Here is a 22,498-nt window from a genome sequence, read left to right as displayed (position 1 = left end):
CCACTGCGCGACGCGACTCACACAGCAGCCAGTGCGGACGTCGGTGGGATGCGCGCTGCGCGCGCTGCCGGGTACAGCCCGGACACCCCGCCGATGAACACCGTCGCGCCGAGCCCGCCCGCAACGGCCCAGAGCGGGATCGCCACCGGCCACCCCTGCCCGAGCGCGAACACGACCGTCACGCCGACACCGATCACGACCCCTGCGACCCCGCCGAGGAACGACAGCAGCAGCGACTCGACCAGGAACTGGTCGCGGATGTTCCGCCGGCGGGCGCCGAGCGCACGACGCACCCCGACCTCCGCACGACGCTCGAGCACCGTGATCACCATCGTGTTCGCGACGCCGATGCCGCCGACGAGCAGCGCCACCCCGCCGATCCCGACGAGGAGCCCGGTGAACGAGTCGTCCGTCGCGTTCTTCGCGGCGAGGGCGTCGGAGGGGCGCGTGACCCCGACGTCCTGCGGTGCTCCCGGCCGGATCGCCCCCGCGAGCACGGCACGCATGCTCGGGACGTCGGCCGGGTCGACCCGCGCGTGCACCGCGGTCGGCGCGCCGTCGAACCCGAGGGCCTCGGCGAGGCCGCGCGGGACGAACACCTGGTTGGCGAGGTCGTCGGCGAGCGCCAGGGGTTCGAGCACCCCGACCACCTGCACCCACTGCCCGCCGATCCAGACGCGGGTGTCGGCGTCCACCCGCTCCACCCCGAGCGCCGCTGCGGCCGTCGCCCCGAGGACCACCTGCGCCGGCGCGTCCGGCCGGTCGTCGATCCACCGGCCCGAGGCCAGGGAGCCGCCGAGCACCTCGGGCACGTCGCCCCAGGCCGCCATCACGCCGATGCCCTTCGTCTGGTTCGCCGGCACGAACGGGTTCCGGTACACGGCGCAGCCCTCGACCGTGCCGACCGCCGCGGCGTCGAGCACGCCGTCCTGCCGTTGCACGGACTCGAGGGCCGTCGCGGGCAACGGCACGCTGTCGCCGAGGCCCTGCACGCGGGTCGCGGTGAGGACGTTCGTGCCGAGTGCGTCGAGCACCTGGTCGAGCTTCGCCTTGCTCGAGGACGAGATGCCGACGACGGCGATCATCGCGGCGATGCCGATCGCGATGCCGAGCGCCGACAGGACCACCCGCGTCGGCCGGGTCCGCAGCCCGAACACCCCGAGGCGCAGGAGGTCGGCAGCGGACACCCCGTTCCGGCGCACCCCGTCCGCGCGCACCCCGTTGCGGCGCACTTCGTCCGCGCGCACCCCGTCCCCGCTCACGCCGCACCCCGGATCGCCGAGGCCAGGCCGGCCGCATCGGACGCCGCACCGCTGCACGAGTCGTGCTCGATCCGTCCGTCCCGCATCCGCACCTGCCGTGGCAGCGCCGCGGCGAGGTCGAGGTCGTGCGTGATGACGAGCACCGTGGTGCCGCCGTCGTTGAGCGTCCGCAGGAGGTCGAGGATCGCTGCGCCCGACGCCGTGTCGAGCGCCCCGGTCGGTTCGTCCGCGAGCAGGATCGTGGGTTCGCCGACCAGCGCACGAGCGATCGCGACCCGCTGCTTCTCACCGCCGGACAGCTGGTTCGGCCGGTGGTCGACCCGGTGTCCGAGGCCGACGCGCACGAGCGCCTCGACCGCGCGCCGGTGCCGCGCTCGTCGTCCGGTGCCGGCGTAGAGCAGCCCGTCGGCGACGTTCTCCGCCGCCGTGGCACCGGCCTGCAAGTGGAAGTGCTGGAACACGAACCCGATGTGGTCGGCCCGCAGCGCGGAGAGGGCGTCGTCGGACATCGTCGCGACGTCGTTGCCGGCGACCGTCACCGTCCCCGTGGTCGGACGGTCGAGGGTGCCGACGACGTTGAGCATGGTCGACTTGCCGGAGCCGGACGGGCCGACCACGGCGACGAGCTCACCGGCGGCGACCTCGAGCGACACCCCGCGGAGCGCCCCGACGTCGCCGTACGTCTTCGTGACGTCCCGCACGGACAGGACAGGCGCCGCACCGCCAATCAGCCCCGCACCGCCACGCACCGTGGCACCGCCGCTCATCGGGGCACCACCACGTCGTCGCCCGCCGAGACGCCACCCGTGACCGCCGCGCGGCCGTCGGCGACGAACCCGACCTCGACCGGGACCCGCTTCGCCGTCCCGTCGCGCCGGACCACGTCGACGGCGTAGCCGCCGCGCTCCCCGGTGCCCGCGACCAGCGCCGACACCGGCACCGACGTCACGCCGCGCTCCGTCCGGCCCTTCGCCACGAGCTGCGCCGTCGCGGCGGCGGGCAGCTCGGTGCCGCCCGCGTCGAAGGACACCTCGACGTCGGTGGTGCCGGTCCCGCCGGTCCCGCCGGTCCCGCCGGTCCCGCCGGTCCCACCGGCCCCGTCCTGACCCGCCGCGGGACGGACGTCGGACACCTTCCCCCGCAGGGCCTTCCCGGTGCCGTTCACCCGCACGTCGACGGCGGTGCCGACGGCCAGGCGCGCGGCGTCGCGGTCCGGCACCGTCGCCGTGACGACGCGTGCGGTCGAGGTGACCTCGAGCACGTCGCCGTTCGCCGGCTGCCCGAGCCTGCCGGTGACCGTCCCCACCCGGACGTCGCCGTCGACGAACGCGATGTCGTCGCTCGTCAGCACCCCGGTCACGGTCTGGCCGCGGTCCCGCTGCCACCGCTCGACGGCGCGCTGGGTGCGCGGGCCGAAGGTGTCGTCCTCGGCCACGTCGTACCCGAGGGCGGCGAGGTTCGCGGTGAGCTGCCGGACGTCGGTGCCCTCGAGCCCCCGCTGCAGCGACCGCCAGAGCGGCACGGTGCCGTGCATGGACCGCACCGCGCGCTCGTCGACGGCGTACAGGGGTTCGTCGCGGTGGACGACCTGCCCGGCCTTCGGCAGCCAGGTCAGCGTGCCGTTCGCGGCTCCGGGCACGCCGGTCGCCGCGCCGTACCCGAGCACCCCCGCGAACACCTTCGAGTCGGTGAGGTCCCCCTGGACGACCGGAGCCGTGCCGCCCTTGCCCGGGGCCGTCCCACCCGTCCCGCGGTCGTCCGCCGCGGCCGACGCCGGCGCCGGGGCACCCGCACCACCGTCGAGCAGCGCCCAGGCACCGGCTCCGGCTCCGAGCACGGCGACGAGGCACACCGCCGTGACGAGTCCACGTGTCTTCTGCATGTCGTTCGTCTCCGTTCCGCCGCCCGGCCTCAGCCGGCGTCCTGGGTCTGCGTGTCGGGCGCGAACTCGGCGAGGCAGTCGCGGAACGTCTGGTCGAACTCCGGCTCCTCGGCGCGGGGGTAGTCGTTCGTGCTGATCGACCCGGGCTGCTGCTCGGGGAAGTCCTCGTACCCGTTGTCCCGGATGCAGCTCGCGACCTGGTCGTACTGGCGCTCCCACTTCTGGTGGTCGGCGGAACTCGCGGGCTCGACGCCGGCCTGCTCCGCGCACGTCGCCGATGCCGTCGAGAACGCCTCCTCGTCGACGCCGGGGATCGGCTTGGTGATCCCGGACGCGACCGTCTGGTCGTCCGGGTCCTGGACGTCGAAGCCGGCGTCGCGCATGCAGGACCCCCACTGCGCGCCGATCCCCGACGTCGCGCCCGCGGCGGTGTCGGCGCCGTCGGACGAGGTGGACGAGGTGGAGCAGGCCGCCAGCCCGAGGGGCAGCGTGCAGGCGAGCAGGGCGGTGGCGATGACGACGCGGAGTCGACGGGTGGTGATGTGTGTCATGTGACCAGCACACCGCACGGCCTGTTTCGCCCCCGGTACGCGCCGGGTTACACCGACGAAACGTCGACGCGCACCCGGAGTCCGCCGTCGGCGCGCGCCGCGATCGTGACCGTCCAGCCGTGCGCGTGCACGATCGACGCGACGATCGAGAGACCGAGGCCGCTGTGCCGTCCGGACGTGGCCGTGTCGGCGCACCGACGGAACGGTTCGACGAGCAGCGGGGCCACGTCCGCGGGTACGACCGGCCCGGAGTTCTCGACGGCGAAGCCGCCGTCGTCGGTGGTCACGCGGACGAACCCGCCCGGTTCGTTGTACTCGACGGCGTTGCCGACGAGGTTGACGAGCACCTGTCGCACGAGCGTCGGCTCGCCCCGGACGACCGGGCCGGGAGGCGCGACTCGCCCCTCGTGGGTCACCGTCACCCCCGCCTCGTGGCCGGGCCCGGCGAGGGCGGTGGTCACCTCGTCCGCGATCGTCGCCAGTGCCACGTCGGCGACCTGTCCCCCGAGGCCACGGTCGGCCTCGGCGAGCAGCAGGAGCGACTCGACCAGGTGCTCCGTCCGCCGGTTCTGCTCGAGCAGTTCGTCCCGGACGGCCCGGACGTCGTCGGGGTCGGCGTCGTCGTCCAGCCCGATCTGCAGGGCGGCCCGCTGCACGGCGATCGGCGTGCGGAGCTCGTGCGAGGCCTGCGCGACGAACCGCCGCTGGCTCTCGAACGCGGACTCCAACCGGTCGAGCAGGTCGTCGACCGTGCGCGACAGCCGACGCAGTTCGTCGTCGGGTCCGGTCAGGGCGATGCGCTCGTGCAGGTTCGAGGCGGAGATCCGCTTCGTCGTCGCCGTGATGCGGTCGATCGGGCGGAGCATCCGACGGCTGACGAGCCACCCGACGCCCCCGGCGACGATGCCCGCGCCGACGATGCCGACCGCCGACCACTGCCACTGCAGGACCGCGACGACCCGGACGACCGATCCATCCGCCGCACTGCCGTCCGCGGGCGTCAGGCTGGGCGTGCCGAACGCCCCGCCGACCCCGGCGATGGTCATCAGGTTCGTGAACACGACGACCGCCGCGGCGAGGGCCATCGCCGCGATCGAGAACGCCAGGGCCGTGCGGACCCGGATGCTCCAGGACCGCTTCACAGGGCGTAGCCCTCGCCCGGCACGGTCCGGATCGGGTCGGGGTCGCCGAGTTTCTTGCGGAGCTTCGACATCGTCACCCGGACGGCCGCGGTGAACGGGTCGATGTTCATGTCCCACACCTTCTCGAGGAGCTCCTCGGCGGGGACGATCCGACCGTCGGCCCGGAGCAGCGCTTCGAGCACGCCGAGCTCCTTCGAGGTGAGGTCGAGCGGTCGGCCGTCCCGCGTCGCCATCCGGCGGTTCGTGTCGACGAGGAGCCCGGCGCGCTCGAGCACCGGCGCGACCGGGGCGACGCTGCGCCGGCCGAGTGCGCGCACGCGTGCGACGAGCTCCGGGTACTCGAACGGCTTCGGCAGGTAGTCGTCGGCACCGAGTTCCAGCCCGTTCACCCGGTCGGTGAGGGTGGTCGCCGCGGTGAGCATGAGGATGCGGGTGAGGCCACCGCGGCGGGACAGCCGGCGGGCGACCTCGTCCCCGTGCATGCCCGGGAGGTCTCGGTCGAGGACCACGACGTCGTAGTCGTTGACCGCCAGGAGCTCGTCGGCGTCGTCGCCCCGGTAGACGACGTCGACGGCCATGTCCTGCCGGGTGAGGCCCTTCGCGACGAGGTCCGCCAGGGCGACCTCGTCGTCGACCACGAGTACGCGCATGCCCGCAGCCTCAGGGAGTGCGGGGCACGAGCGTCACCGTGCCGTCGTGCTCGTCGATGCGGACGACGAACTCCGGGCCGTCCGCGCCGGCGACGAGGGTGAGCGGGAGTGTGTCGGTGCTGAGGTGATCCATGCATCCAGCATGTCGGATGCGGTGTTTCGGATGCGTAACGATTCCGCCAGAAGCGCGCCAGAGCAGCGCCAGAACAGCGCCAGTTCAGCGCCAGAACAGCAGCCAGAACCGGCGGGGACGGCTCAGGCGTCGAACGGGACCTCGCCGCTGCGACTGACGCCGGCGCGCTGGCGGTACGCCAGGTGTCCGCCGAGGTAACCGCCGACCCCGACGACCGCGAGTCCGGCGTACCCGAGGAGCTTGCCGGCGCCGTGGTTCCCGCGCTTCCGCTGCATCCAGGACAGGCCGTACAGCGAGATGCCCACCCAGTTGACGGCCTGGTGCACCCAGCCGGTGCGGAGCTGCTCGCGGTCGAGCTCGGACCAGTCCACGTACCCGGCGACGCTCGCGCTGCCCGACGACACGAGGCCGACGCCGACGAGGGTCTTCGCGGCCCGGGCGTTGCCCTTCCCGCCGATCGTGTCGAGGACGGCGGCCGAGATCCAGGCGCCGAGCGGCACCTGCACCATGAGCGGGTGCAGCGGGTGTCCGAACGGCACGCCGTGCAGCAGCTGCCGCAGCGCCTTCGGCTTCGCGAGCGCGTTGACGACGGACCGGTCGATGTCGACCGCCTTGTCGAGCACGCTCGCGTGCTCGACGGACTCGGTGAGGCGACGGAACGCGCGGATCTCAGGCATGCCCTGGACGCTAACCCTGGAGGCCCGGTGCCGGTCCCAGGGACCGACACCGGGGCTCCAGGGCGGTGCGTTCCGTGCGTCAGCTACTCCTCGACGATCTCCGCCACCTCGAACGGTTCGACCGTCAGCTCGTCGCCGCTCGCGGCGACGTCGACGCGGACGGTGTCGCCGTCGCGCACGTCGCCCGACAGGATGGCGCGGGCCAGCCGGTCGTCGATCTGCCGCTGCATGAGCCGGCGGAGCGGACGTGCGCCGTACACCGGGTCGTACCCGCGCTCGGCGAGCCAGCTCCGGGCGTCCGGCGTGACCGCCAGCTCGAGCCGACGGTCGGTGAGCCGGCGCGCGAGACGATCGACGTAGAGGGAGACGATCTGGCCGAGGTCCTCCTCCGTCAGCGCCTGGAACACCACGATGTCGTCGAGCCGGTTGATGAACTCCGGCCGGAACGCCTGCTGCACCAGCTCGCGGACGGCCTCCTCGCGCTGGACGTCGGTCAGGGACTGGTCGGTCATGAACTGCGACCCGAGGTTCGACGTCAGGATCAGGATCGTGTTCCGGAAGTCGACCGTCCGGCCCTGTCCGTCGGTGAGGCGCCCGTCGTCGAGCACCTGCAGCAGCACGTCGAAGACCTCGGGGTGCGCCTTCTCGATTTCGTCCAGCAGCACCACCGAGTAGGGGCGACGGCGGACGGTCTCGGTGAGCTGCCCGCCGGCCTCGTAGCCGACGTACCCGGGCGGGGCGCCGATGAGCCGCGCGACGGAGTGCTTCTCGCCGTACTCGCTCATGTCGATGCGGACGAGTGCCTTCTCGTCGTCGAACAGGAACTCGGCGAGCGCCTTGGCCAGCTCGGTCTTGCCCACGCCGGTCGGACCGAGGAACAGGAACGAGCCCGTCGGGCGGTCCGGGTCGGAGATGCCCGCGCGGGTGCGCCGCACGGCCTCGGACACGGTCGACACCGCGGTGCGCTGCCCGATGATCCGGCGGCCGAGCTCGTTCTCGAGGTGCAGGAGCTTCTCGGTCTCGCCCTGCAGCAGGCGCCCCAGCGGGATGCCCGTCCACTGCGCGATCACGGCGGCGATGTCCTCGTCGGTGACGCTGTCGTTCACCATGCGGTCGGCGGACTCGGCCTGCTCGGCGGCGGCGAGCTCGGCCTCGATGCGGGGCTTCTCGCTGTACTCGATCCGCGAGACGAGCTCGTAGTCGGCTTCACGCTGCGCCCGCTGGCTCCGCATGTTGAGTTCGTCGAGCTGCTGCTTGAGCTCACCGATGCGGTTGAGGCTCGAGCGCTCGGCCTGCCAGCGCTGCTCGAGTCCGGTCAGGAGCTCCTGCCGGGTCGCGAGCTCGGCGCGCAGGGTCTCGAGACGGGCCTTCGAGGCGTCGTCCTTCTCCTGCTTGAGCGCGAACTCCTCGACGCGCAGGCGGTCCACGGTGCGCTTCAGCTCGTCGATCTCGACGGGGCTGGAGTCGATCTCCATGCGCAGCCGGCTCGCGGCCTCGTCGATGAGGTCGATGGCCTTGTCGGGCAGCTGGCGACCGGAGATGTACCGGTTCGACAGGCTGGACGCGGCGACGAGCGCGGAGTCGTTGATCGTCACCTTGTGGTGTGCCTCGTAGCGCTCCTTCAGGCCACGGAGGATCGCCACGGTGTCCTCGACGCTCGGCTCGCCGACGAAGACCTGCTGGAAGCGTCGTTCGAGGGCGGCGTCCTTCTCGATGTACTCGCGGTACTCGTCGAGCGTCGTCGCCCCGATGAGCCGCAGTTCGCCGCGGGCCAGCATCGGCTTGAGCATGTTCGACGCCGCGACGGACCCTTCCCCGCCGCCTGCGCCCATGAGCGTGTGCAGCTCGTCGATGAACGTGATGACCTGCCCGTCGGAGTCGTTGATCTCCTTGAGCACGGCCTTGAGCCGCTCCTCGAACTCGCCGCGGTACTTCGCGCCGGCGATGAGCGCGGACATGTCGAGCGACACGAGGCGCTTGTCCTTGAGGGAGTCGGCGACGTCGCCCGCGATGATGCGCTGGGCGAGTCCTTCGACGACGGCGGTCTTGCCGACGCCGGGTTCCCCGATGAGCACGGGGTTGTTCTTGGTGCGGCGCGTCAGCACCTGGCTGACGCGGCGGATCTCGGCGTCGCGGCCGATCACCGGGTCGAGCTTGCCACTGCGTGCGATCGCGGTGAGGTCGACGCCGTACTGCTCGAGGGCGGTCTTCTGTCGCTCTTGCGAGTCAGGAGCGCCCTGCAGGTTCGCCATGCGTTCCGTCCTTTCGTTGCGGTGGTCGTTCGGCTGGTTGAGCCTACTTGACTCAACTTTACCGCGGGAGGGGCTATTCCGTCTTCGGGTTGCGGATCCCGACGGCACTGACGACCGCGCCGGCGAGCAGGAGCAGCGCCATCACCAGCATGGCCCGGTGCAGGCCGTCGACGCTCACCTCGCCACCGAGGAGGACGCCCGCCAGCGCCACCGTCACCAGCCCGGCGATGCGCGCCACCGCGTTGTTCACCGCCGAGCCCGAGCCCGCCTCGGACTGCGGGACCGAGCCCAGCACGGCGCTCGTCAACGGCGTCACCATGACCGAGATCCCCGTCCCCATGAGGACCAGCCCGGGGAACACCGACCACCAGTACCCGGCCGGGTCGCTGCCGGCGAAGAGCAGCAGGAGCGCCCCGACCGCACCGACCGCGGGCCCGGCGGCCATGAACCACCGCGGGCCGTACTTCCCCGCCGCTGCCCCGACCGTGGTCGAGAGCAGCAGGAGCATGACCGTCGGGGGCAGTGTCGCGAGCCCGGCGAGCCAGGCCGGGAAGTGCCAGACCTCCTGCAGGAACAGCGTCACCACGAAGAACACCATGCCGAGCGCGCCGTAGATCGACAGGGTCGCCAGGTTGCCGACCGCGAAGTTCCGCGCCCGGAACAGCTCGAGCGGCACCAGCGGGCCGCCCGAGGTCCGCGTCACGTGGAGCTCCCAGGGCACGAACGCCGCCAGGGCAGCGGCACCGATCACCAGCGCAGCGACGACGACCGGCGCACCCCACCCCAGCCGCTCCTGCTCGATGAGCCCGAGCACCACGCCACCGACGCCCACCACGGCGAGCACCGCACCGACCACGTCCACCTTCGCCCGGGGACCGACCCGCACCTCGGCCTGGATCCGCCGCACGAGCGGGATCGTCACCGCGATGGGGATCGCCGTCAGCACGAAGATCCAGCGCCAGCCGATGCCGTCCACGATGAGGCCGCCGACGACCGGCCCGAGGATCGTCGCCGCGCTCGACCACGCCGTCCACGTGCCGATCGCCTTCGCCTGGGCGGCCCCGCGGAACGCCGCGACGATGAGCGCCAGCGCACTCGGGGTCACCAGCGCACCCCCGACGCCCTGGAACGCCCGCGCCACGATGAGCACCTCGCCAGTGGGCGCGATCGCGCACGCCACGGAGGCGATCCCGAAGACCACCAGCCCCCAGGTGATGATCCGCACCCGGCCGAACAGGTCGGACAGACTGCCGGCGACGAGGATGAGCGACCCGAGCGTCACGAGGTACGCGTCGACGGTCCACTGCTGCACGACCAGGCCACCGCCGAGCTCGTCGCGGATCGCCGGCAGTGCGACGTTCACGACGCTCGAGTCGAGGCCCACCACGAACGACGACAGGATCGCCACCACCAGCACGACGCGCCGGTCGTCACGGAGCGGTGCCGTGGACGACGACGGCGCGGTCGGAGAGCTCATGCGCTCATCCTCCGCCACTCCGGACCATCGCGCCTGTCCCTCCCGCTCCCCCGGTCGGACACCCGCCCCGCCCGCACCGCTCCGGGCGCTCCCCGTGGCAGGCGCGCTCGCTCCGGCACGACGAAGCCCCCGTGACCGGATGGGTCACGGGGGCTGCCGACAGGACGGGGCTGGGAGTCCTGGGTTCGGGAGGCGCTGCCTAGTTCCGGGAGTCGGAGTTGGGCTGCACCGAGGGGCCGGGGTTCACGACCGGCTGTGCGACGGGGGCGACCGGCTCGGCCGCGGCGTTCTGGACGGACCCACCCTGGACGGTCGTGTTGTTCACGCCGTCGGCACCCTTGGCCTTCTTCTCGTCGTCGCTCATCTCCTTCTTGAAGATGTTGATCGACTGACCGAGGCCCTTGGCGAGCGCCGGGAGCTTGGTCGCACCGAACAGCAGGATGACGATCCCGAGGATGATCAGCAGGTGGACGCCACCGAGGTTTCCGAGCATCATGACTCCTTGAATCTGGATCTGGTCGCCGTCTCCGAGTCACCGTCGACGCGTGCGGCGGAAGTCCGTCGTTCCCCCATCGTAACCCGCACGCCCCGGGAATCACAGGCCAGGCCCCCGACGGACACCGTTCACCCAGGCTGCAGCCCCGGCACGGGCCCGAGCTTGGGCTCGTGCGTCAGTACGCGCCGCGGGAGCGCAGCACCGAGGGGATCGTCCGGGCGAGGATCACCACGTCGTGCACGAAGGACCAGTTCTCGACGTAGTGCAGGTCGAGCCGGACGCCGTCGACCCAGTCGAGGTCCGATCGGCCACTGACCTGCCACAGCCCGGTGATGCCCGGCGTGACGAGGAGCCGGCGGTCGGCGAAGTCCTCGTACAGGGCGACCTCGCGCGGGAGCGCCGGACGCGGTCCGACCAGGCTCATCGACCCCGTCAGGACGTTCCAGAGCTGCGGGAGCTCGTCGAGCGACGTTCGCCGCAGGACGGCGCCCACCCGGGTGACCCGCGGGTCGGCCTTCATCTTGAACAGCGGCCCCGCCCCCTCGTTCGCCTGCTCGAGCGCGGCCACGCGTGCCTCGGCATCGGTGCACATCGTGCGGAACTTGAGGATCGAGAACTCCCGCCCGCCCCGACCCACGCGGATCTGGCGGAAGAACACCGGGCCGCGGTCGTCGGCGCGGATGACCAGGGCGATGCCGGCGAACACGGGTGCGAGCAGCAGCAGCCCGAGTCCCGCGCCCACCACGTCGAGCGCTCGCTTGCCGACCCGGCGGCGGTAGTCCGGCGTCTCGACGTGCATGAGCGGGAGGCCGTCGACGGGTCGTTCGTGCACGCGTCCGGCGGCGATGTCGGCCAGGGGCGAGGACACGACGAGCTCGACGTCGTGCTCCTCCAGCTGCCAGCCGAGGCGCCGCAGCCGCTCGTGCCCGCCTCGGACCGCGCCCGCGACGACGACCGCCGAGACGTCCTGCGTGCGTGCGAGGTCGAGGACGTCGTCGATGCCGCCCAGCACGGGCACGACCGCGCCGTCGAGGTCGATGTCCGCCCCGACCGCCGCGCAGTCCGTGACGACGGCCCGGACGCGGTACCCGGCCGTCGGCGTCGCAGCGATCCGACGGCCGACGTAGCGGACGTCCTCGGCGTCACCGACGAGCAGGACCTGCTGCAGTCGCTCCCCGCGAGCCCGGCGCCGGAAGAGTGCGGTGCGCAGCGTCTTGCGGCCGAGGGCGAGCAGCAACAGGCCGAGCGGGAAGGCGATGGCGACGTACCCGCGGGCGAGGTCGATGCTCGCCGCGTACGCGACCACGGCGACGCTCCCGCCGGCCAGCAGGCTCGCGGTCAGCAGCCGGCGGTACTCGTCCCCGCCGATGCCGGTGATGCGGGGGTCACGGGTGCGGAAGGCGGACAGCAGCGCCATCCAGACCAGGACGATCGCCGGGGCCACGACGAACTCGATCCACCCCGCGTCGACCGACCCGCTGGGCAGCTCCCACGGGAACCGGAGGAGGTGCGCCACTCCGAACGCCACGAGGAGCAGGGCCAGATCGAGCAGCGCGGTGGCCGTCGCCGACGAGGCCTGACGCCGACCGCGGACCGACGAGGTGTGATCGGGGGATGCCGACGTGCCCGACGCGCCTGATGTGCCTGACCTGCCCGGCGCGGACGAGGGGCGGAGTGCGAGTGACATCGAAGGGACCTCCTGCGGGCCACCGGCGACGGGAGGTCGACCGGACGCCCCGCACAGCCGAGGGGATGCGACTGCGCGGGGCGTCCTGTCAATATATCACTCTGGTACTCCGGATATCAATGCCGAGTTCGCGGTCGAGCGTGGTGATCACCGGGGCCTGCCGGAGTGCCGGGACGTTCGCCTCGGTCACGCCGCGCAGCCGGAACGACACGGTCTCGCCGGGCAGCAGGGTCATGAACCCGCGGTCGACGGTGCCGGTCGCGGCGACCCGGTCGGGCTGGACGAGCAGGTCCCGCACCAGTCCCTCGGCCTCGACGACGAGCTGCAGGCCGTCGTCGCCCACCGGGGTGAACGACGTCCGGTACCGCGCCGGCTCCCACCGCATGTCCTTGTCCGGCGCCGGGGTCCACACCGCGCGGCGCCAGTCCATGTCCGCCACGACGAGCTCGTTCGTGGGGTCGTCCACGACGCCGACGGACTCGGGCAGCGCCACGACGGCGACCCCGGCCGCGGACAGGTGCACCGGGAGCGTGACCTCGGCGAGCACGGCACCGGCGAGCGTGATCCGCCGCACGCGCACCACGCTGTCGTGCCCGGTCCGGGTGGAGCGGACGGCGACCTCGATCGGCGAGTGGCCGAACGCCCCGGGCGAGACCCCGAGCGACAGGGTGTCCGCCGGGTCGTCCAGCTCAGCCGTCCCGTCGACGGGAGCCGACGACGCGGGGTGATCCGCGCCTCCAGGCCCGTCCGCGTCGTCAGCCGGAGCCGACGCGGCGGGCGTCCCCACCGGACGGATCGTCAGCAGCACGTCGTCGTAGAGCCGGCGCAGCTCGTGCGCCAGCGGCTTGAGCCGCCCCGCCGAGTCGATCGCCGACCACGAGGACACCGGCCACAGGTCGTTGAGCTGCCACACGACGACACCGGTGTTGCGCGGCCAGTGCGTGCGCCAGTGCTCGACGCCCGTCGCGATCGCCCGCGCCTGCTGGAGCTGGGTGAGGTACAGCCACGTGTCGAACGCGGCGGGGTCGACGGCGCCGAACCGGGGCTCGAGCCCACGGGCGAGCTTGCCCATCCCGTCGGCGGCCTTCTGGTGGTGCACCACGCCGGGCGAGTCCACGCGGAGCGGCTCGTCCGCGACCGCCTCGCGCAGCGTGCGCCACGCGGGCGGCGCCTGCCAGCCGAACTCGGACACGAACCGGGGCACGGAGTCGCGGTAGTGGTCGTCGGACAACCGATTCCAGACGTCCCAGGAGTGGTGCGTCTCGTGGTCGACGTCGTTCGCGGGCAGCGACTCGGCACCCGACCAGGGCGACGCGACCGTGTAGAACCGCGACGGGTCCACCGCGTCGACGATCGTCGGCAGCAGATCGAGGTAGTAGTCGAGGCCCCAGCCGCGGTCGCCGAGCTCCTCGCCCCAGCCGTCGGCGTCGTGCAGCCAGATGTTCTCGTTGTTGCCGTTCCAGAGCACCAGCGAGGGGTGCCGCGACAGCCGGGCGACGTTGTCGCGCGCCTCGGCGATGACCTCGCTGCGGATCGGCTCGACCTCGGGGTAGGCCGAGCAGGCGAAGGGGAAGTCCTGCCAGACGAGCAGGCCGAGCTCGTCGCAGACGTCGTAGAAGTCGTTCGACTCGTAGACCCCGCCACCCCAGACCCGCACGAGGTTGACGTTGAGGTCGGCGGCGGCCAGCAGGCGGCCGTGCACGCGCGCGCGGTCGACCCGCGACACGATGACGTCGTCGGGGATCCAGTTCACGCCCCGCACGTCGATCGGTGTGCCGTTGACGTGGATGGTGAACGGCTTGCCGACGGCGTCCGAGGTGGTGTCCACCCGGGTCGACCGGAAGCCGGTGCGGAACGCCTCGCGGTCGAGGACCTCGCCGTCGACGGTCTGCAGCTCGACGACCACGTCGTACCGAGCCTGCTCGCCGTAGCCCCGGGGCCACCAGCGCTGCACGTCGGGCACCCGGACGGTGACCACGGTCTCGTCGTCCTTCGGGGTGAGCTGCGCGCGCGACCGCTGCCGGGTCGCCGTCCCCTCGGCGGTCTCCCCGCTGACGGTGACGACCAGCACGAGGTCGTCGTCCTCGCCGTCCTGGTCGAGGTCGTTCATCCCCGACCGCTCGACCGTGATGTGCGCGTCGAGCACGCCCTCGCCGGCCTCGACGTCGACCAGCGGCCGCACGTCGCGCAGGCGAGCCGTGGACCAGCGCTCGATCGCGACCGGACGCCACGGGCCGCTCGTCACCGCGGTGAGCCCCCAGTCCCAGCCGAAGTTCGACGCCATCTTGCGGATGTACGGGAACGGTTCGTCGTACGGGCCGGGCATGCTGCCCGCCTTGGCCGCCACGCGGCCTGCCTCGCGGTAGGGCGACTCGAACAGCAGCTCGAGCGTCTTGTCCCCCCGGCCGACGCCACCGGTCTGGTCGCGGGCGTCGAAGCGGTAGCGACGGTGCATGTTGCGGGTCGTGCCGACGACGACGCCGTCGAGGCTCAGCTCGGCCACCGTGTCGAGGCCGTCGCACACCAGGTCGACGCGCTCGAAGCCCCGCGGGTCGACGTCCACCGTGCGCTGGTACGACCAGTCCGCACGGCCGACCCACTTCGCGGCGTCCTCGTTGCGGTCGGACGTCGGGTCGGCCAGCAGTCCCTCGCGCTCCAGGTCGGTGTGCACCTGTCCGGGGACCGTCGCCCGGATCGCGCGGCCTGCGACGCCGTCCGGCGCACCGGTTCCTGCGACCATGCTCACGGTCCAGTCGTCGCGGAGTTCCTCGCGTTCGAGGGTCATGCGGGTCCTTCTCTTCGGCGGACGGGGTGGTGTCCGCCACGGGTCGGGACGCCGGCCGGCTGCCCGCCTCGGGGCCGGTTCGGGCGGCCTGGAGGCGCGACACCGGTTGGCCGGGCGTCGTCGCGTCGCGCGCGCGGACGCTGGTGCGGCCGCGCGTAGGGTGCTCGGCGATGCTAGTACGGCTTGCCCTCTGCAACGTCTGAGTCCGGCGTTCCGTGGCAGTGTGGGTCAGGTGATCGCTCCCGCACTCGCCCGTTCCCTCCGCGCGGCCGGGCTCCGCTGGCACCCCACCACCGGCGACCGGTTCGTCATCGACAAGCCCGGCGTCGACGACGACGTCTACACGGTGTCCGAGATGACCGTCGAACGGCACGACTTCCCGTCCGGCACCGTGCTCGGGTTCAACGGCACGACCGAGTGGGCGCTCGACTCGGTCGAGGCGTCGGAGTCGCTCTGGCTGCCGCGCGAGGACCAGCTGCGGGAACTGCTCGGGCCGGCGTTCGTGTCGCTCGAGGCGGGCTTCACCGTGACCGCGACGATCTCCGGCGCGGCCCGGACCTTCTCGGAGCCGGTCGCTGCCGATGCGTACGGGCAGGCGCTGCTCGCGTACATCGGCGCCGCGCTGGCCTGACGGGCGGCGCGCCGCTTTGGCCCGGGGCGGCGCGCCCGGCTGGGCGTTTCCGGAATGGCTCCTGGGGGGCCTTTGGTTGCATGGGGACATGACCGTTCCGAACATCACCCTGAACGACGGCAAGACCATCCCGCAGCTCGGCTTCGGCGTCTTCCAGATCGACCCCTCCGAGACGAAGGCCGCGACGCTCGCCGCACTCGAGGTCGGCTACCGCCACATCGACACCGCCGAGATGTACGGCAACGAGAAAGAGGTCGGCGAGGCCATCGCCGAGTCCGGCATCGACCGCTCGGAGATCTTCGTCACCTCGAAGCTCAACAACGGCTTCCACGCACCCGAGGCGGCGCTGGAGAACGGCAAGAAGTCGGCCGACCTGCTCGGCGGCTACACCGACCTGTTCCTCATCCACTGGCCGCTGCCCACCGTGTCGGACTTCGTCCCCACGTGGAAGGCCCTCGAGGAGCTGTACCACGCCGGCACCGCCCGCTCGATCGGCGTCTCGAACTTCCAGGCGCACCACCTCCGCCGCCTCATCGCGGAGACGACCATCACGCCGGCCGTCAACCAGATCGAGGTGCACCCGTACCTGACGCAGGACGAGCTCCGTGCCGTCGACTCCGAGCTCGGCATCGCGACCGAGGCCTGGTCCCCGATCGCGCAGGGCCTCGTGCTCGACGACGAGACCATCACCCGCATCGCCTCCGCGCACGGCAAGTCGCCCGCGCAGGTCGTGCTCCGCTGGCACATCCAGCGTGGGGACATCGTCTTCCCGAAGTCGGTCACCCGTGCCCGCGTCGAGGAGAACTTCGCGATCTTCGACTTCGAGCTCTCCGGCGAGGACATGACGGACATCTCCGGCCTCGACAAGGGCCACCGGACGGGTCCGGACCCGGACACGTTCGACTACGTCCCGGCGTAGCCAGTCGTTCGACGGAGGGCGGTCGCGCAGTGCGCGGCCGCCCTTCGCCGCTCCGTCGCCGCGTCGCCGCGGCGCCGCGGCGTCGCGTCGTCGCGTCGTCGCGTCGTTGCGTCGTCGCGCTACCCGGCCGTGCCCTCGGCCAGGATGCCGAGCTGCCCGGCCCCTGCCTGCGCCCCGGACGGCGTGCTGACGACGGGTGACCACCGCATCGACGCTCCCGGCGAGAGCTGGAACCCCCCGCCGGTCGCGAGCGTGTACGAGAGCGTCCCGCCGTCGGCGCTCCGCGTCCCGTTCCGCAGGACGAGGTTCGCGCTCCCGGTCCAGCCGATGCCCGGCGCGCTGTAGAACCCGGCGAGTGTGGTCTGTCCGGCCGCGAACGTCGTCCCCGCGGGAGCCGAGAACGTCACCGTTGCCGCGATCCTCGTGATCCGGGCATGGACCTCGAGCGCTGCCGGGACGGCCGTGTCGGCTCCGCGAGCGAGGGCCACCTCGGCGGAGGTACCCGGGCGGATGGACTGCCAGCCGGGGATGGCCTCGCGGTCGACCGGCTCGAGCCGACCGTCCTGCAGGCGGAAGGCCTGCGGGAGCCCGCCGTCCTGCACCTCGACGCCGTCGCGGTACGCCGTGAGCAGGGTCGGCTGCTGGTGACTCACGAGCAGGAACTGGCCGTCGCGGTACGCGTGTTCCCCGAACACCGCGTTCAGTGCGGATCCGTTCTGGTTGCCGCGCACGGTGCCGGTCGTGACCTGCTTGCCGTCGGAGTCGAGGAGCACGATCGTCAGGTACTCCTTGTCCGCGTAGGACGCATGCGCGCCGTACGAGGTGAACGGGTGCCAGCGCAGCCGGTCGGCCGCGGCGTCGACGGAGAGCGTCCCGACCACGCGGTTCGACTGCCCGCGCGCGACGATCGAGTTCCCCCCGACCGCGTCGGCGCGGAGGACGATCGCGTCCTCGGTGCCGTTCGCGCTCTGCAGCCGGACGGCCAGCTTCGCCGCGTCCGCACCGACGGCCTCGGCCGAACCCACGGCCCCGACGACTCGCGCGCCCTGGGTCCCGCTCACCGTCCCGAGCCCGGTGACCGTGGGAGCGGCGAGGTCCCACCGTCCGACGGGCACGTCCGGCAGGGCACCGGTGACCGTGCCGACCGGCGGGTCGTACGCCGGGATGATCCGCTCGGTGATCCGCTTCGTCGAGTCGACGTTGTCCCAGATGCGCTGCTCGAGGTCCGGGTACGCACCGATCGCGGCCCGTGTCTCGTCGGACATCGGGAACCCGAGCGCGTCGTAGAACGGTGCGAGGTCACGATCGGCGATCCGCGATGCCGTCCGCACGAAGAGCGCGTGCTTCTCGTCGTTCGTCACGACCGTGACGTTGGTGAGCGCCGCCTCGGTCCGGAGCGCCTGGAAGAACCGCGGCAGGAAGTGGTCGCCGAACGCCCGTCGCAGCTGTTCCCACGCCAGCAGCCGGATCCGGTCGTGCGCCGCGACCCAGTTCCGGTCCTCCGATGCGAAGTACGCCTCGAACGCCGAGATGCTCTCGTCCCAGCGGCTGCCGAACCCGAGCCGCTCCTGCACGGCCAGCGCGGAGAGGTTCGTGATCGTCTCGGCGGTTCCCGGGAACGAGTTGATCGAGGACTCGTAGGTGTGCCCGATCTCGTGCCAGAGCCCCCACTGCGCGGCCGGGGTCGCCCGGAACAGGTCACCAGCAGCCGCGGTGTTCACCTGGAACATGATCCTGGCGTTGGACGCGTTGGCGTACCCGGCCCCGCTGTCGGGCGACACGATGTGGATCCGGTGCGCGTGCTTCCGCGACGTCCCGACCGCACCGTCGACCAGGCCGTACGTCTCGTTGGTGAGTTCGACGACCCGGTCCCAGTTCGCCGTCCGGGCCTCGAGGTCGTCCGCGGCGATGATCGAGCCGGTCCGCGGCTTCTGGAAGTCCCCGAACATCCGGTCGGCGACGACCTCGACGAACGGCGCGCCCGCGTAGCGCTGCATCTGCTGGGCGAAGGACGCGTTGGTGGATTCACCGCGGACGAACACGGGCACCGCCTCGCCGCCGCTGACGGTCGCCGTGGCCTGGCCGCCGTCCGCGGTGCTGATCAGCGAGACCATGCCGTCGTGCGGCGCGGTGACGACGTTCCGCCCGGTCGTGAGCGCGGTCCGGCGGTACCCGACGTCGCGGCCGGCGTTGTGGGCGGAGTAGGTCCCGATGAGTCCGATGGCGACCTCCATCGCGGGTGCGTCTGCGGGGACCGTCACGACGACCTGCTCGCCGTCGGCGACGAAGCGCCCGGCCGGCTGGAGGTCGCTGTGGGTGTACTTCCGTCCCTCGTTCCCGGCGGCGGCCGCCGCGGTGCCGATGCCGTGCACGAGCACCCGCGTGGACGTGCCGTCGGCCGCGTGCTCGATCGACGTCTCAGGCGGGCCGACCGAGGCCGTCGCCGACGGCGGGTCGACGATGAACCCGGTGGTCAGGAGCGCGGCGGTGGCGAGCGCGACGACGAGGAGAGAACGAGGCATGCTTGATATTTTACATTGTGCTTCTCACTCGCGGGCGATCGATGCCGTCACGGTGAACCGGTCGGTCCGGACGACCTGACGCGTCGGCCCGACGACCTTCTCGAGCACCGGCCGGTAGCGCAGGTGCGAGTTCCAGACGCACCACAGTTCACCGCCGGACTGGAGGATCGTGGCCGCGTTCCGGAACATCGCCTCGGCCGCATCCGTGGTCACCGTGGTGTCTGCGTGGAACGGCGGGTTGCACAGCACGAGCTGCGCGGACCCCTCGTCGAGTTCGTCGCCGGCGTCGGTCCGCACGGTGACGACGCGATCGCCGACACCGTTGAGGTCGGCCGTCGCCCGTGAGCTCCAGACCGCGGTGTTCGACACGTCCGTCGCGATCACCCGGAGGCCTGCGCGACGACGCGCGATCTCCGTCGCGATCACGCCGTTGCCGCTGCCGAGGTCGACGGCGACCCGGGCGGTCGGGACGGCATCGTCCATCGCCTCGAGCAGGACGCGCGTCCCCATGTCGAGCGTCGCCCCGGCGAAGACCCCGCCGTGCGCCGCGATCGACATGCCCAGCTCGTCGTTGTGGACGACCCGCGGCCACGGCGACGTCACGGCGGCGCGGTTGGCGGCCGCCGTGAGCGGGTCCTGCGCGATGAGCAGGCGCGACTTCGCACGACCGCGCGACGCGACCACGTCCCCGAAGTACCGGCGCAGCACGTCGTTCTGCGACAGCGTCATGAACTTCGTCCGGCCGCCGCAGAGCAGCACCACGTCGGGCGAGGCGAACCGGGCGACGGCACGGGCGATCTCGTCGAGCCGGTCGTTCGACTTCGTCAGCCGCAGGATCACCAGGCGCGCGTCACGGAAGGCGTCCTCGAACGACGCCGGGTGGTGGAAGCCGCGGTGCCCGAACGTGCCGGCGTAGGCCTGCAGTGCGCGCTGCCCGACGAGCGAGTCCTGCACGACCCGGACGTTGGTCGCGCCGTGCACGGCGAGCACCCCGACCGTCAGGACGCCGCGCAGGTCGTCCACGATCGTCACGGCACCCGGCTGCCGGAGCGCGTCCCCGTGCACGTGCGGTGCCTCGTCGAGCAGGAAGCGGTCCGTCCCGTCGATCGCCAGGATGTCCGGGCTCTCGTCGGAGTCGCGGCGGAAGCGGTCGGCGAAGTCGAGTGGCACCGCGCCAGCGTACCCATGGGAGTCCTCGCACTCAGCATTGTGTCGAGTTGAAATATCACATTCGAATAGCTTGGGAAACCCGCACACTCCAGGAGATCCCATGACATCGTTCCGAGCCCGCAGTTCCGCAGCCGCCTGTGCCCTCGCCGTGATCGGCACGACCTTCGTCGCCGTAACGCCCGCCGCCGCAGCGCAGACCCCGTCCCCGACGACCTCGGCGACGCCGTCGACGCCCGCCACGACCGCGGTCGACGCACCCGACCAGCAGGACGTGTTCCGGAACGTGGCCGGCGAGTTCCGACTCCGCGGCCTGGCGCCCGGTGCGGAGAAGGTGGTCGCGCAGCACGACGGCGTCGACATCGCGGAAGCACAGACGCTGTTCGCCCGGAAGGCGTACACCGTGGTGGTTCCGCTCTCCGCCGCAGGGAGCACCATCGAACTGATCGCCGTCGCCGCCGACGGTTCCCGATCCGCAGCGACGCAGGTCGCCCTTCCGGAGACGACGGTCGATCCCTCGCTCACGAAGCCCGAGATCGAGAAGGTCTGGTCGTTCCCGAACGGACGCCAGCGCATCACGCCGGCAGCACAGGTGGACGCCAACACGGTGTGGCTCCTCGACGGTGACCGCGTGATCGAAGCACACCGACAGGGCGTCGCGTTCCCCTTCTTCGAGGCCCCGGCGGACATCGCCGACAAGCCGCTCGACCTCGTCCAGTTCGGCCCCGACGGCAGGATCTCCGAGCGGACTCCGGTCCCACGTCCGATCCAGGTGGACGGGCTCGGCGAGACCAACGTCTACACCCCCGGCACGAAGGACTTCGCCGGCACGGCAGAGTCGGGCGCGACGATCATCGCGACCGACCAAGACGGCGACGAGCTCTTCCGAGAGCAGGCGACGACGGCTCGCAACGGCATCGGGAGCTGGCGGGGCACGGCCGATCTCACCGCGAAGGACGGCTACGAGGTCACGTTCACCCAGACCACGACGGACGGACGGACCTCGACGATGGAGAACATCGCGTTCACCGTGGCGGAGGACGACGCAACCGTGATCACGATCGACAAGGTCGAGCGTCTCGCCTCCGGGACCTTCATCATCGACGGGCACGCCAACGGCGCCCGAGTGGTCCGCGCCGTGACTGCGTCGGGCGAGACCACGGGCGGTCACGCCGCCGTCCGACCCGACGGCAAGTACAGCTTGTTCGTCGACTCGCGGTTAACGGGCGAACGGATCACCCTGACGGCATTCGCGGACGAGAAGCCGGTCGCCACCACGCCGTACCAGCTCAAGGGATCGTCGGTCGACCCGTCGTACGAACGCCCGACCGTCTCGGAGATCGGCGAGAACATCCTCTTCGTCACGGTGGCCGGCACGATCGCGCCCGGCTCGTTCGTGATCGCCTACGACGGGTTCGCCCGCATCGGCAGGTCCGACCAGGCCGGAGCCGACGGGAAGTACTCGCTCACCGTCGACCGGAAGTACCTCGGCAAGACCATCGACCTGGTCGGCACGCGGCCCGGGTACGGCGACTCGCACTCCCTGCGCATGGCTGTCGACCTCGTCCCGGGCGAGGTCCCGTCGACGCCCGCAGCGCCGAGCGACCCCGTGGCTCCGGCTGCCGAGCCGCTGACGTACGCCGACGACGGCGACTACCTCGTGGTCGGGTCCGTCGAGGACGGTGCTCGTGTCCGTGCGTTCATCGGCGATGAGCCGGTCGAGCACGCGGATGCCGCCGGTGGTCGCTTCGCCGTGAAGATCCCCGCGAAGCAGTCCGGCGCGACCGTTCGGATCGTCGCCGTCGGCGCGAACGACGCGGAGTCCGCACCGATCACCGTCCACCTGACGGCACCGGAGCACGACCCCTCGATCGGGATGCCCGACGTCGAGACGATCTACGTCCACCCCGACGGCGCGCAGTCGCTGTACGGGCGCCTCGGCGTCGGCGTCGATGCGGTGCTGTGGGCCTTCGACGGCGATGAGGTCGTGGCATCGAGTCCCGTGCTCAACAACCGCTTCGCGTTGGACCTCCCGAAGGCGCTGAAGGACCGGGAGCTCACCGTCAAGGTGTTCCAGTTCGGCAAGCTCTCCGAAGCCTTCCCGCTCCCGCGGACCCTGGAGGTCGACGGTGTCGGAGAGTCGAACACCTACACGCCTGGTAGCAAGGCGTTCACCGGTTCCGCCGAGGCCGGCGCGACCATCACCGCGACCGACCAGAACGGCACCACGCTGTTCGAGACCACGGTCGGCGCCACCAAGCGCGC

General features: G+C 72.0%; 18 protein-coding genes. 3 read left to right on the top strand and 15 right to left on the bottom strand.

Going from position 1 to position 22,498, the window contains the following annotated elements:
* Window positions 1-17 precede the first annotated feature (17 nt).
* The 13 genes from EDF64_RS16935 to EDF64_RS16880 form a co-directional block, all read right to left on the bottom strand.
* Window positions 18-1,247, bottom strand: a complete 1,230-nt coding sequence (locus tag EDF64_RS16935) for an ABC transporter permease (RefSeq protein ID WP_243736439.1) — start codon at window positions 1,245-1,247, stop codon at window positions 18-20.
* Window positions 1,248-1,258: 11 nt separating this feature from the next.
* The gene (locus EDF64_RS16930) at window positions 1,259-2,029 is read right to left on the bottom strand and encodes an ABC transporter ATP-binding protein (RefSeq protein WP_133521133.1); all 771 of its coding nucleotides are present in this window, start codon (window positions 2,027-2,029) and stop codon (window positions 1,259-1,261) included.
* Complete coding sequence (locus tag EDF64_RS16925) at window positions 2,026-3,144, bottom strand: peptidoglycan-binding protein (protein WP_133521132.1); 1,119 nt, start codon at window positions 3,142-3,144, stop codon at window positions 2,026-2,028. The genes EDF64_RS16930 and EDF64_RS16925 overlap by 4 nt, the downstream gene beginning before the upstream one ends.
* A 29-nt stretch (window positions 3,145-3,173) precedes the next feature.
* Entirely contained in the window at window positions 3,174-3,695 is a 522-nt protein-coding gene (locus EDF64_RS16920; RefSeq protein ID WP_133521131.1) for a hypothetical protein, read from the bottom strand.
* Window positions 3,696-3,742: 47 nt separating this feature from the next.
* Window positions 3,743-4,837, bottom strand: a complete 1,095-nt coding sequence (locus tag EDF64_RS16915) for a sensor histidine kinase (RefSeq protein WP_133521130.1) — start codon at window positions 4,835-4,837, stop codon at window positions 3,743-3,745.
* Entirely contained in the window at window positions 4,834-5,487 is a 654-nt protein-coding gene (locus EDF64_RS16910; protein ID WP_133521129.1) for a response regulator transcription factor, read from the bottom strand. Before EDF64_RS16910 ends, EDF64_RS16915 begins: the two co-directional genes overlap by 4 nt.
* 10 nt (window positions 5,488-5,497) lie before the next feature.
* A complete protein-coding gene (locus EDF64_RS18620) occupies window positions 5,498-5,620 on the bottom strand; it encodes a hypothetical protein (RefSeq protein ID WP_279512741.1) in 123 nt (40 codons plus the stop codon).
* 122 nt (window positions 5,621-5,742) lie between these two features.
* Window positions 5,743-6,297, bottom strand: coding sequence for a DUF2231 domain-containing protein (locus EDF64_RS16905; protein ID WP_133521128.1), 555 nt, complete (start codon window positions 6,295-6,297; stop codon window positions 5,743-5,745).
* An 83-nt stretch (window positions 6,298-6,380) separates the two neighbouring features.
* Window positions 6,381-8,549, bottom strand: a complete 2,169-nt coding sequence (locus tag EDF64_RS16900) for an ATP-dependent Clp protease ATP-binding subunit (protein ID WP_133521127.1) — start codon at window positions 8,547-8,549, stop codon at window positions 6,381-6,383.
* Window positions 8,550-8,622: 73 nt separating this feature from the next.
* On the bottom strand, window positions 8,623-10,026 hold the full coding sequence (locus EDF64_RS16895) for an MFS transporter (RefSeq protein ID WP_133521126.1): 1,404 nt from the start codon (window positions 10,024-10,026) through the stop codon (window positions 8,623-8,625).
* A 199-nt stretch (window positions 10,027-10,225) separates the two neighbouring features.
* Complete coding sequence (tatA, locus tag EDF64_RS18460) at window positions 10,226-10,519, bottom strand: twin-arginine translocase TatA/TatE family subunit (protein ID WP_208108936.1); 294 nt, start codon at window positions 10,517-10,519, stop codon at window positions 10,226-10,228.
* 178 nt (window positions 10,520-10,697) lie between these two features.
* Entirely contained in the window at window positions 10,698-12,209 is a 1,512-nt protein-coding gene (locus tag EDF64_RS16885; protein ID WP_133521125.1) for a sugar transferase, read from the bottom strand.
* Between the two features lie 88 nt (window positions 12,210-12,297).
* Complete coding sequence (locus EDF64_RS16880) at window positions 12,298-14,994, bottom strand: glycoside hydrolase family 2 protein (RefSeq protein ID WP_133521124.1); 2,697 nt, start codon at window positions 14,992-14,994, stop codon at window positions 12,298-12,300.
* Between the two features lie 232 nt (window positions 14,995-15,226).
* Here EDF64_RS16880 and EDF64_RS16875 point away from each other — a divergent pair, with 232 nt between their 5' ends.
* Both EDF64_RS16875 and EDF64_RS16870 read left to right on the top strand, forming a co-directional pair.
* Window positions 15,227-15,625 carry a pilus assembly protein CpaE gene (locus EDF64_RS16875; RefSeq protein ID WP_133521123.1) on the top strand — a complete coding sequence of 133 codons (399 nt, stop codon included), beginning with the start codon at window positions 15,227-15,229 and terminating at the stop codon, window positions 15,623-15,625.
* Between the two features lie 88 nt (window positions 15,626-15,713).
* Complete coding sequence (locus tag EDF64_RS16870; protein ID WP_133521122.1) at window positions 15,714-16,544, top strand: aldo/keto reductase; 831 nt, start codon at window positions 15,714-15,716, stop codon at window positions 16,542-16,544.
* A gap of 119 nt (window positions 16,545-16,663) precedes the next feature.
* Here the strand turns inward: EDF64_RS16870 and EDF64_RS16865 are convergent, their stop codons facing one another.
* Both EDF64_RS16865 and EDF64_RS16860 read right to left on the bottom strand, forming a co-directional pair.
* A complete protein-coding gene (locus EDF64_RS16865; protein ID WP_133521121.1) occupies window positions 16,664-19,066 on the bottom strand; it encodes a M60 family metallopeptidase in 2,403 nt (800 codons plus the stop codon).
* Between the two features lie 24 nt (window positions 19,067-19,090).
* Entirely contained in the window at window positions 19,091-20,236 is a 1,146-nt protein-coding gene (locus EDF64_RS16860) for a class I SAM-dependent methyltransferase (RefSeq protein ID WP_243736438.1), read from the bottom strand.
* 100 nt (window positions 20,237-20,336) lie between these two features.
* Between EDF64_RS16860 and EDF64_RS16855 the strand changes: the two genes are divergently transcribed.
* The coding region (locus tag EDF64_RS16855; protein WP_133521119.1) for a hypothetical protein at window positions 20,337-22,498 on the top strand (2,162 nt) is incomplete at its 3' end.

The sequence above is a fragment of the Curtobacterium flaccumfaciens genome (assembly GCF_004361695.1).
Classification (GTDB): Bacteria; Actinomycetota; Actinomycetes; order Actinomycetales; family Microbacteriaceae; genus Curtobacterium; species Curtobacterium flaccumfaciens_B.
The sequence above is the reverse complement of the archived record's forward strand: the minus strand, read 5'-3'. Positions and strand labels throughout refer to the sequence as shown.

What these genes read in the sequence shown, in the direction of transcription:
- EDF64_RS16930 (WP_133521133.1), bottom strand. Translation starts at nt 2,029, where the DNA reads ATGAGCGGCGGTGCCACGGTGCGTGGCGGTGCGGGGCTGATTGGCGGT.
- EDF64_RS16925 (WP_133521132.1), bottom strand. Translation starts at nt 3,144, where the DNA reads ATGCAGAAGACACGTGGACTCGTCACGGCGGTGTGCCTCGTCGCCGTG.
- EDF64_RS16920 (WP_133521131.1), bottom strand. Translation starts at nt 3,695, where the DNA reads ATGACACACATCACCACCCGTCGACTCCGCGTCGTCATCGCCACCGCC.
- EDF64_RS16910 (WP_133521129.1), bottom strand. Translation starts at nt 5,487, where the DNA reads ATGCGCGTACTCGTGGTCGACGACGAGGTCGCCCTGGCGGACCTCGTC.
- EDF64_RS18620 (WP_279512741.1), bottom strand. Translation starts at nt 5,620, where the DNA reads ATGGATCACCTCAGCACCGACACACTCCCGCTCACCCTCGTCGCCGGC.
- EDF64_RS16905 (WP_133521128.1), bottom strand. Translation starts at nt 6,297, where the DNA reads ATGCCTGAGATCCGCGCGTTCCGTCGCCTCACCGAGTCCGTCGAGCAC.
- EDF64_RS16900 (WP_133521127.1), bottom strand. Translation starts at nt 8,549, where the DNA reads ATGGCGAACCTGCAGGGCGCTCCTGACTCGCAAGAGCGACAGAAGACC.
- EDF64_RS16895 (WP_133521126.1), bottom strand. Translation starts at nt 10,026, where the DNA reads ATGAGCTCTCCGACCGCGCCGTCGTCGTCCACGGCACCGCTCCGTGAC.
- tatA (WP_208108936.1), bottom strand. Translation starts at nt 10,519, where the DNA reads ATGCTCGGAAACCTCGGTGGCGTCCACCTGCTGATCATCCTCGGGATC.
- EDF64_RS16885 (WP_133521125.1), bottom strand. Translation starts at nt 12,209, where the DNA reads ATGTCACTCGCACTCCGCCCCTCGTCCGCGCCGGGCAGGTCAGGCACA.
- EDF64_RS16880 (WP_133521124.1), bottom strand. Translation starts at nt 14,994, where the DNA reads ATGACCCTCGAACGCGAGGAACTCCGCGACGACTGGACCGTGAGCATG.
- EDF64_RS16870 (WP_133521122.1), top strand. Translation starts at nt 15,714, where the DNA reads ATGACCGTTCCGAACATCACCCTGAACGACGGCAAGACCATCCCGCAG.
- EDF64_RS16865 (WP_133521121.1), bottom strand. Translation starts at nt 19,066, where the DNA reads ATGCCTCGTTCTCTCCTCGTCGTCGCGCTCGCCACCGCCGCGCTCCTG.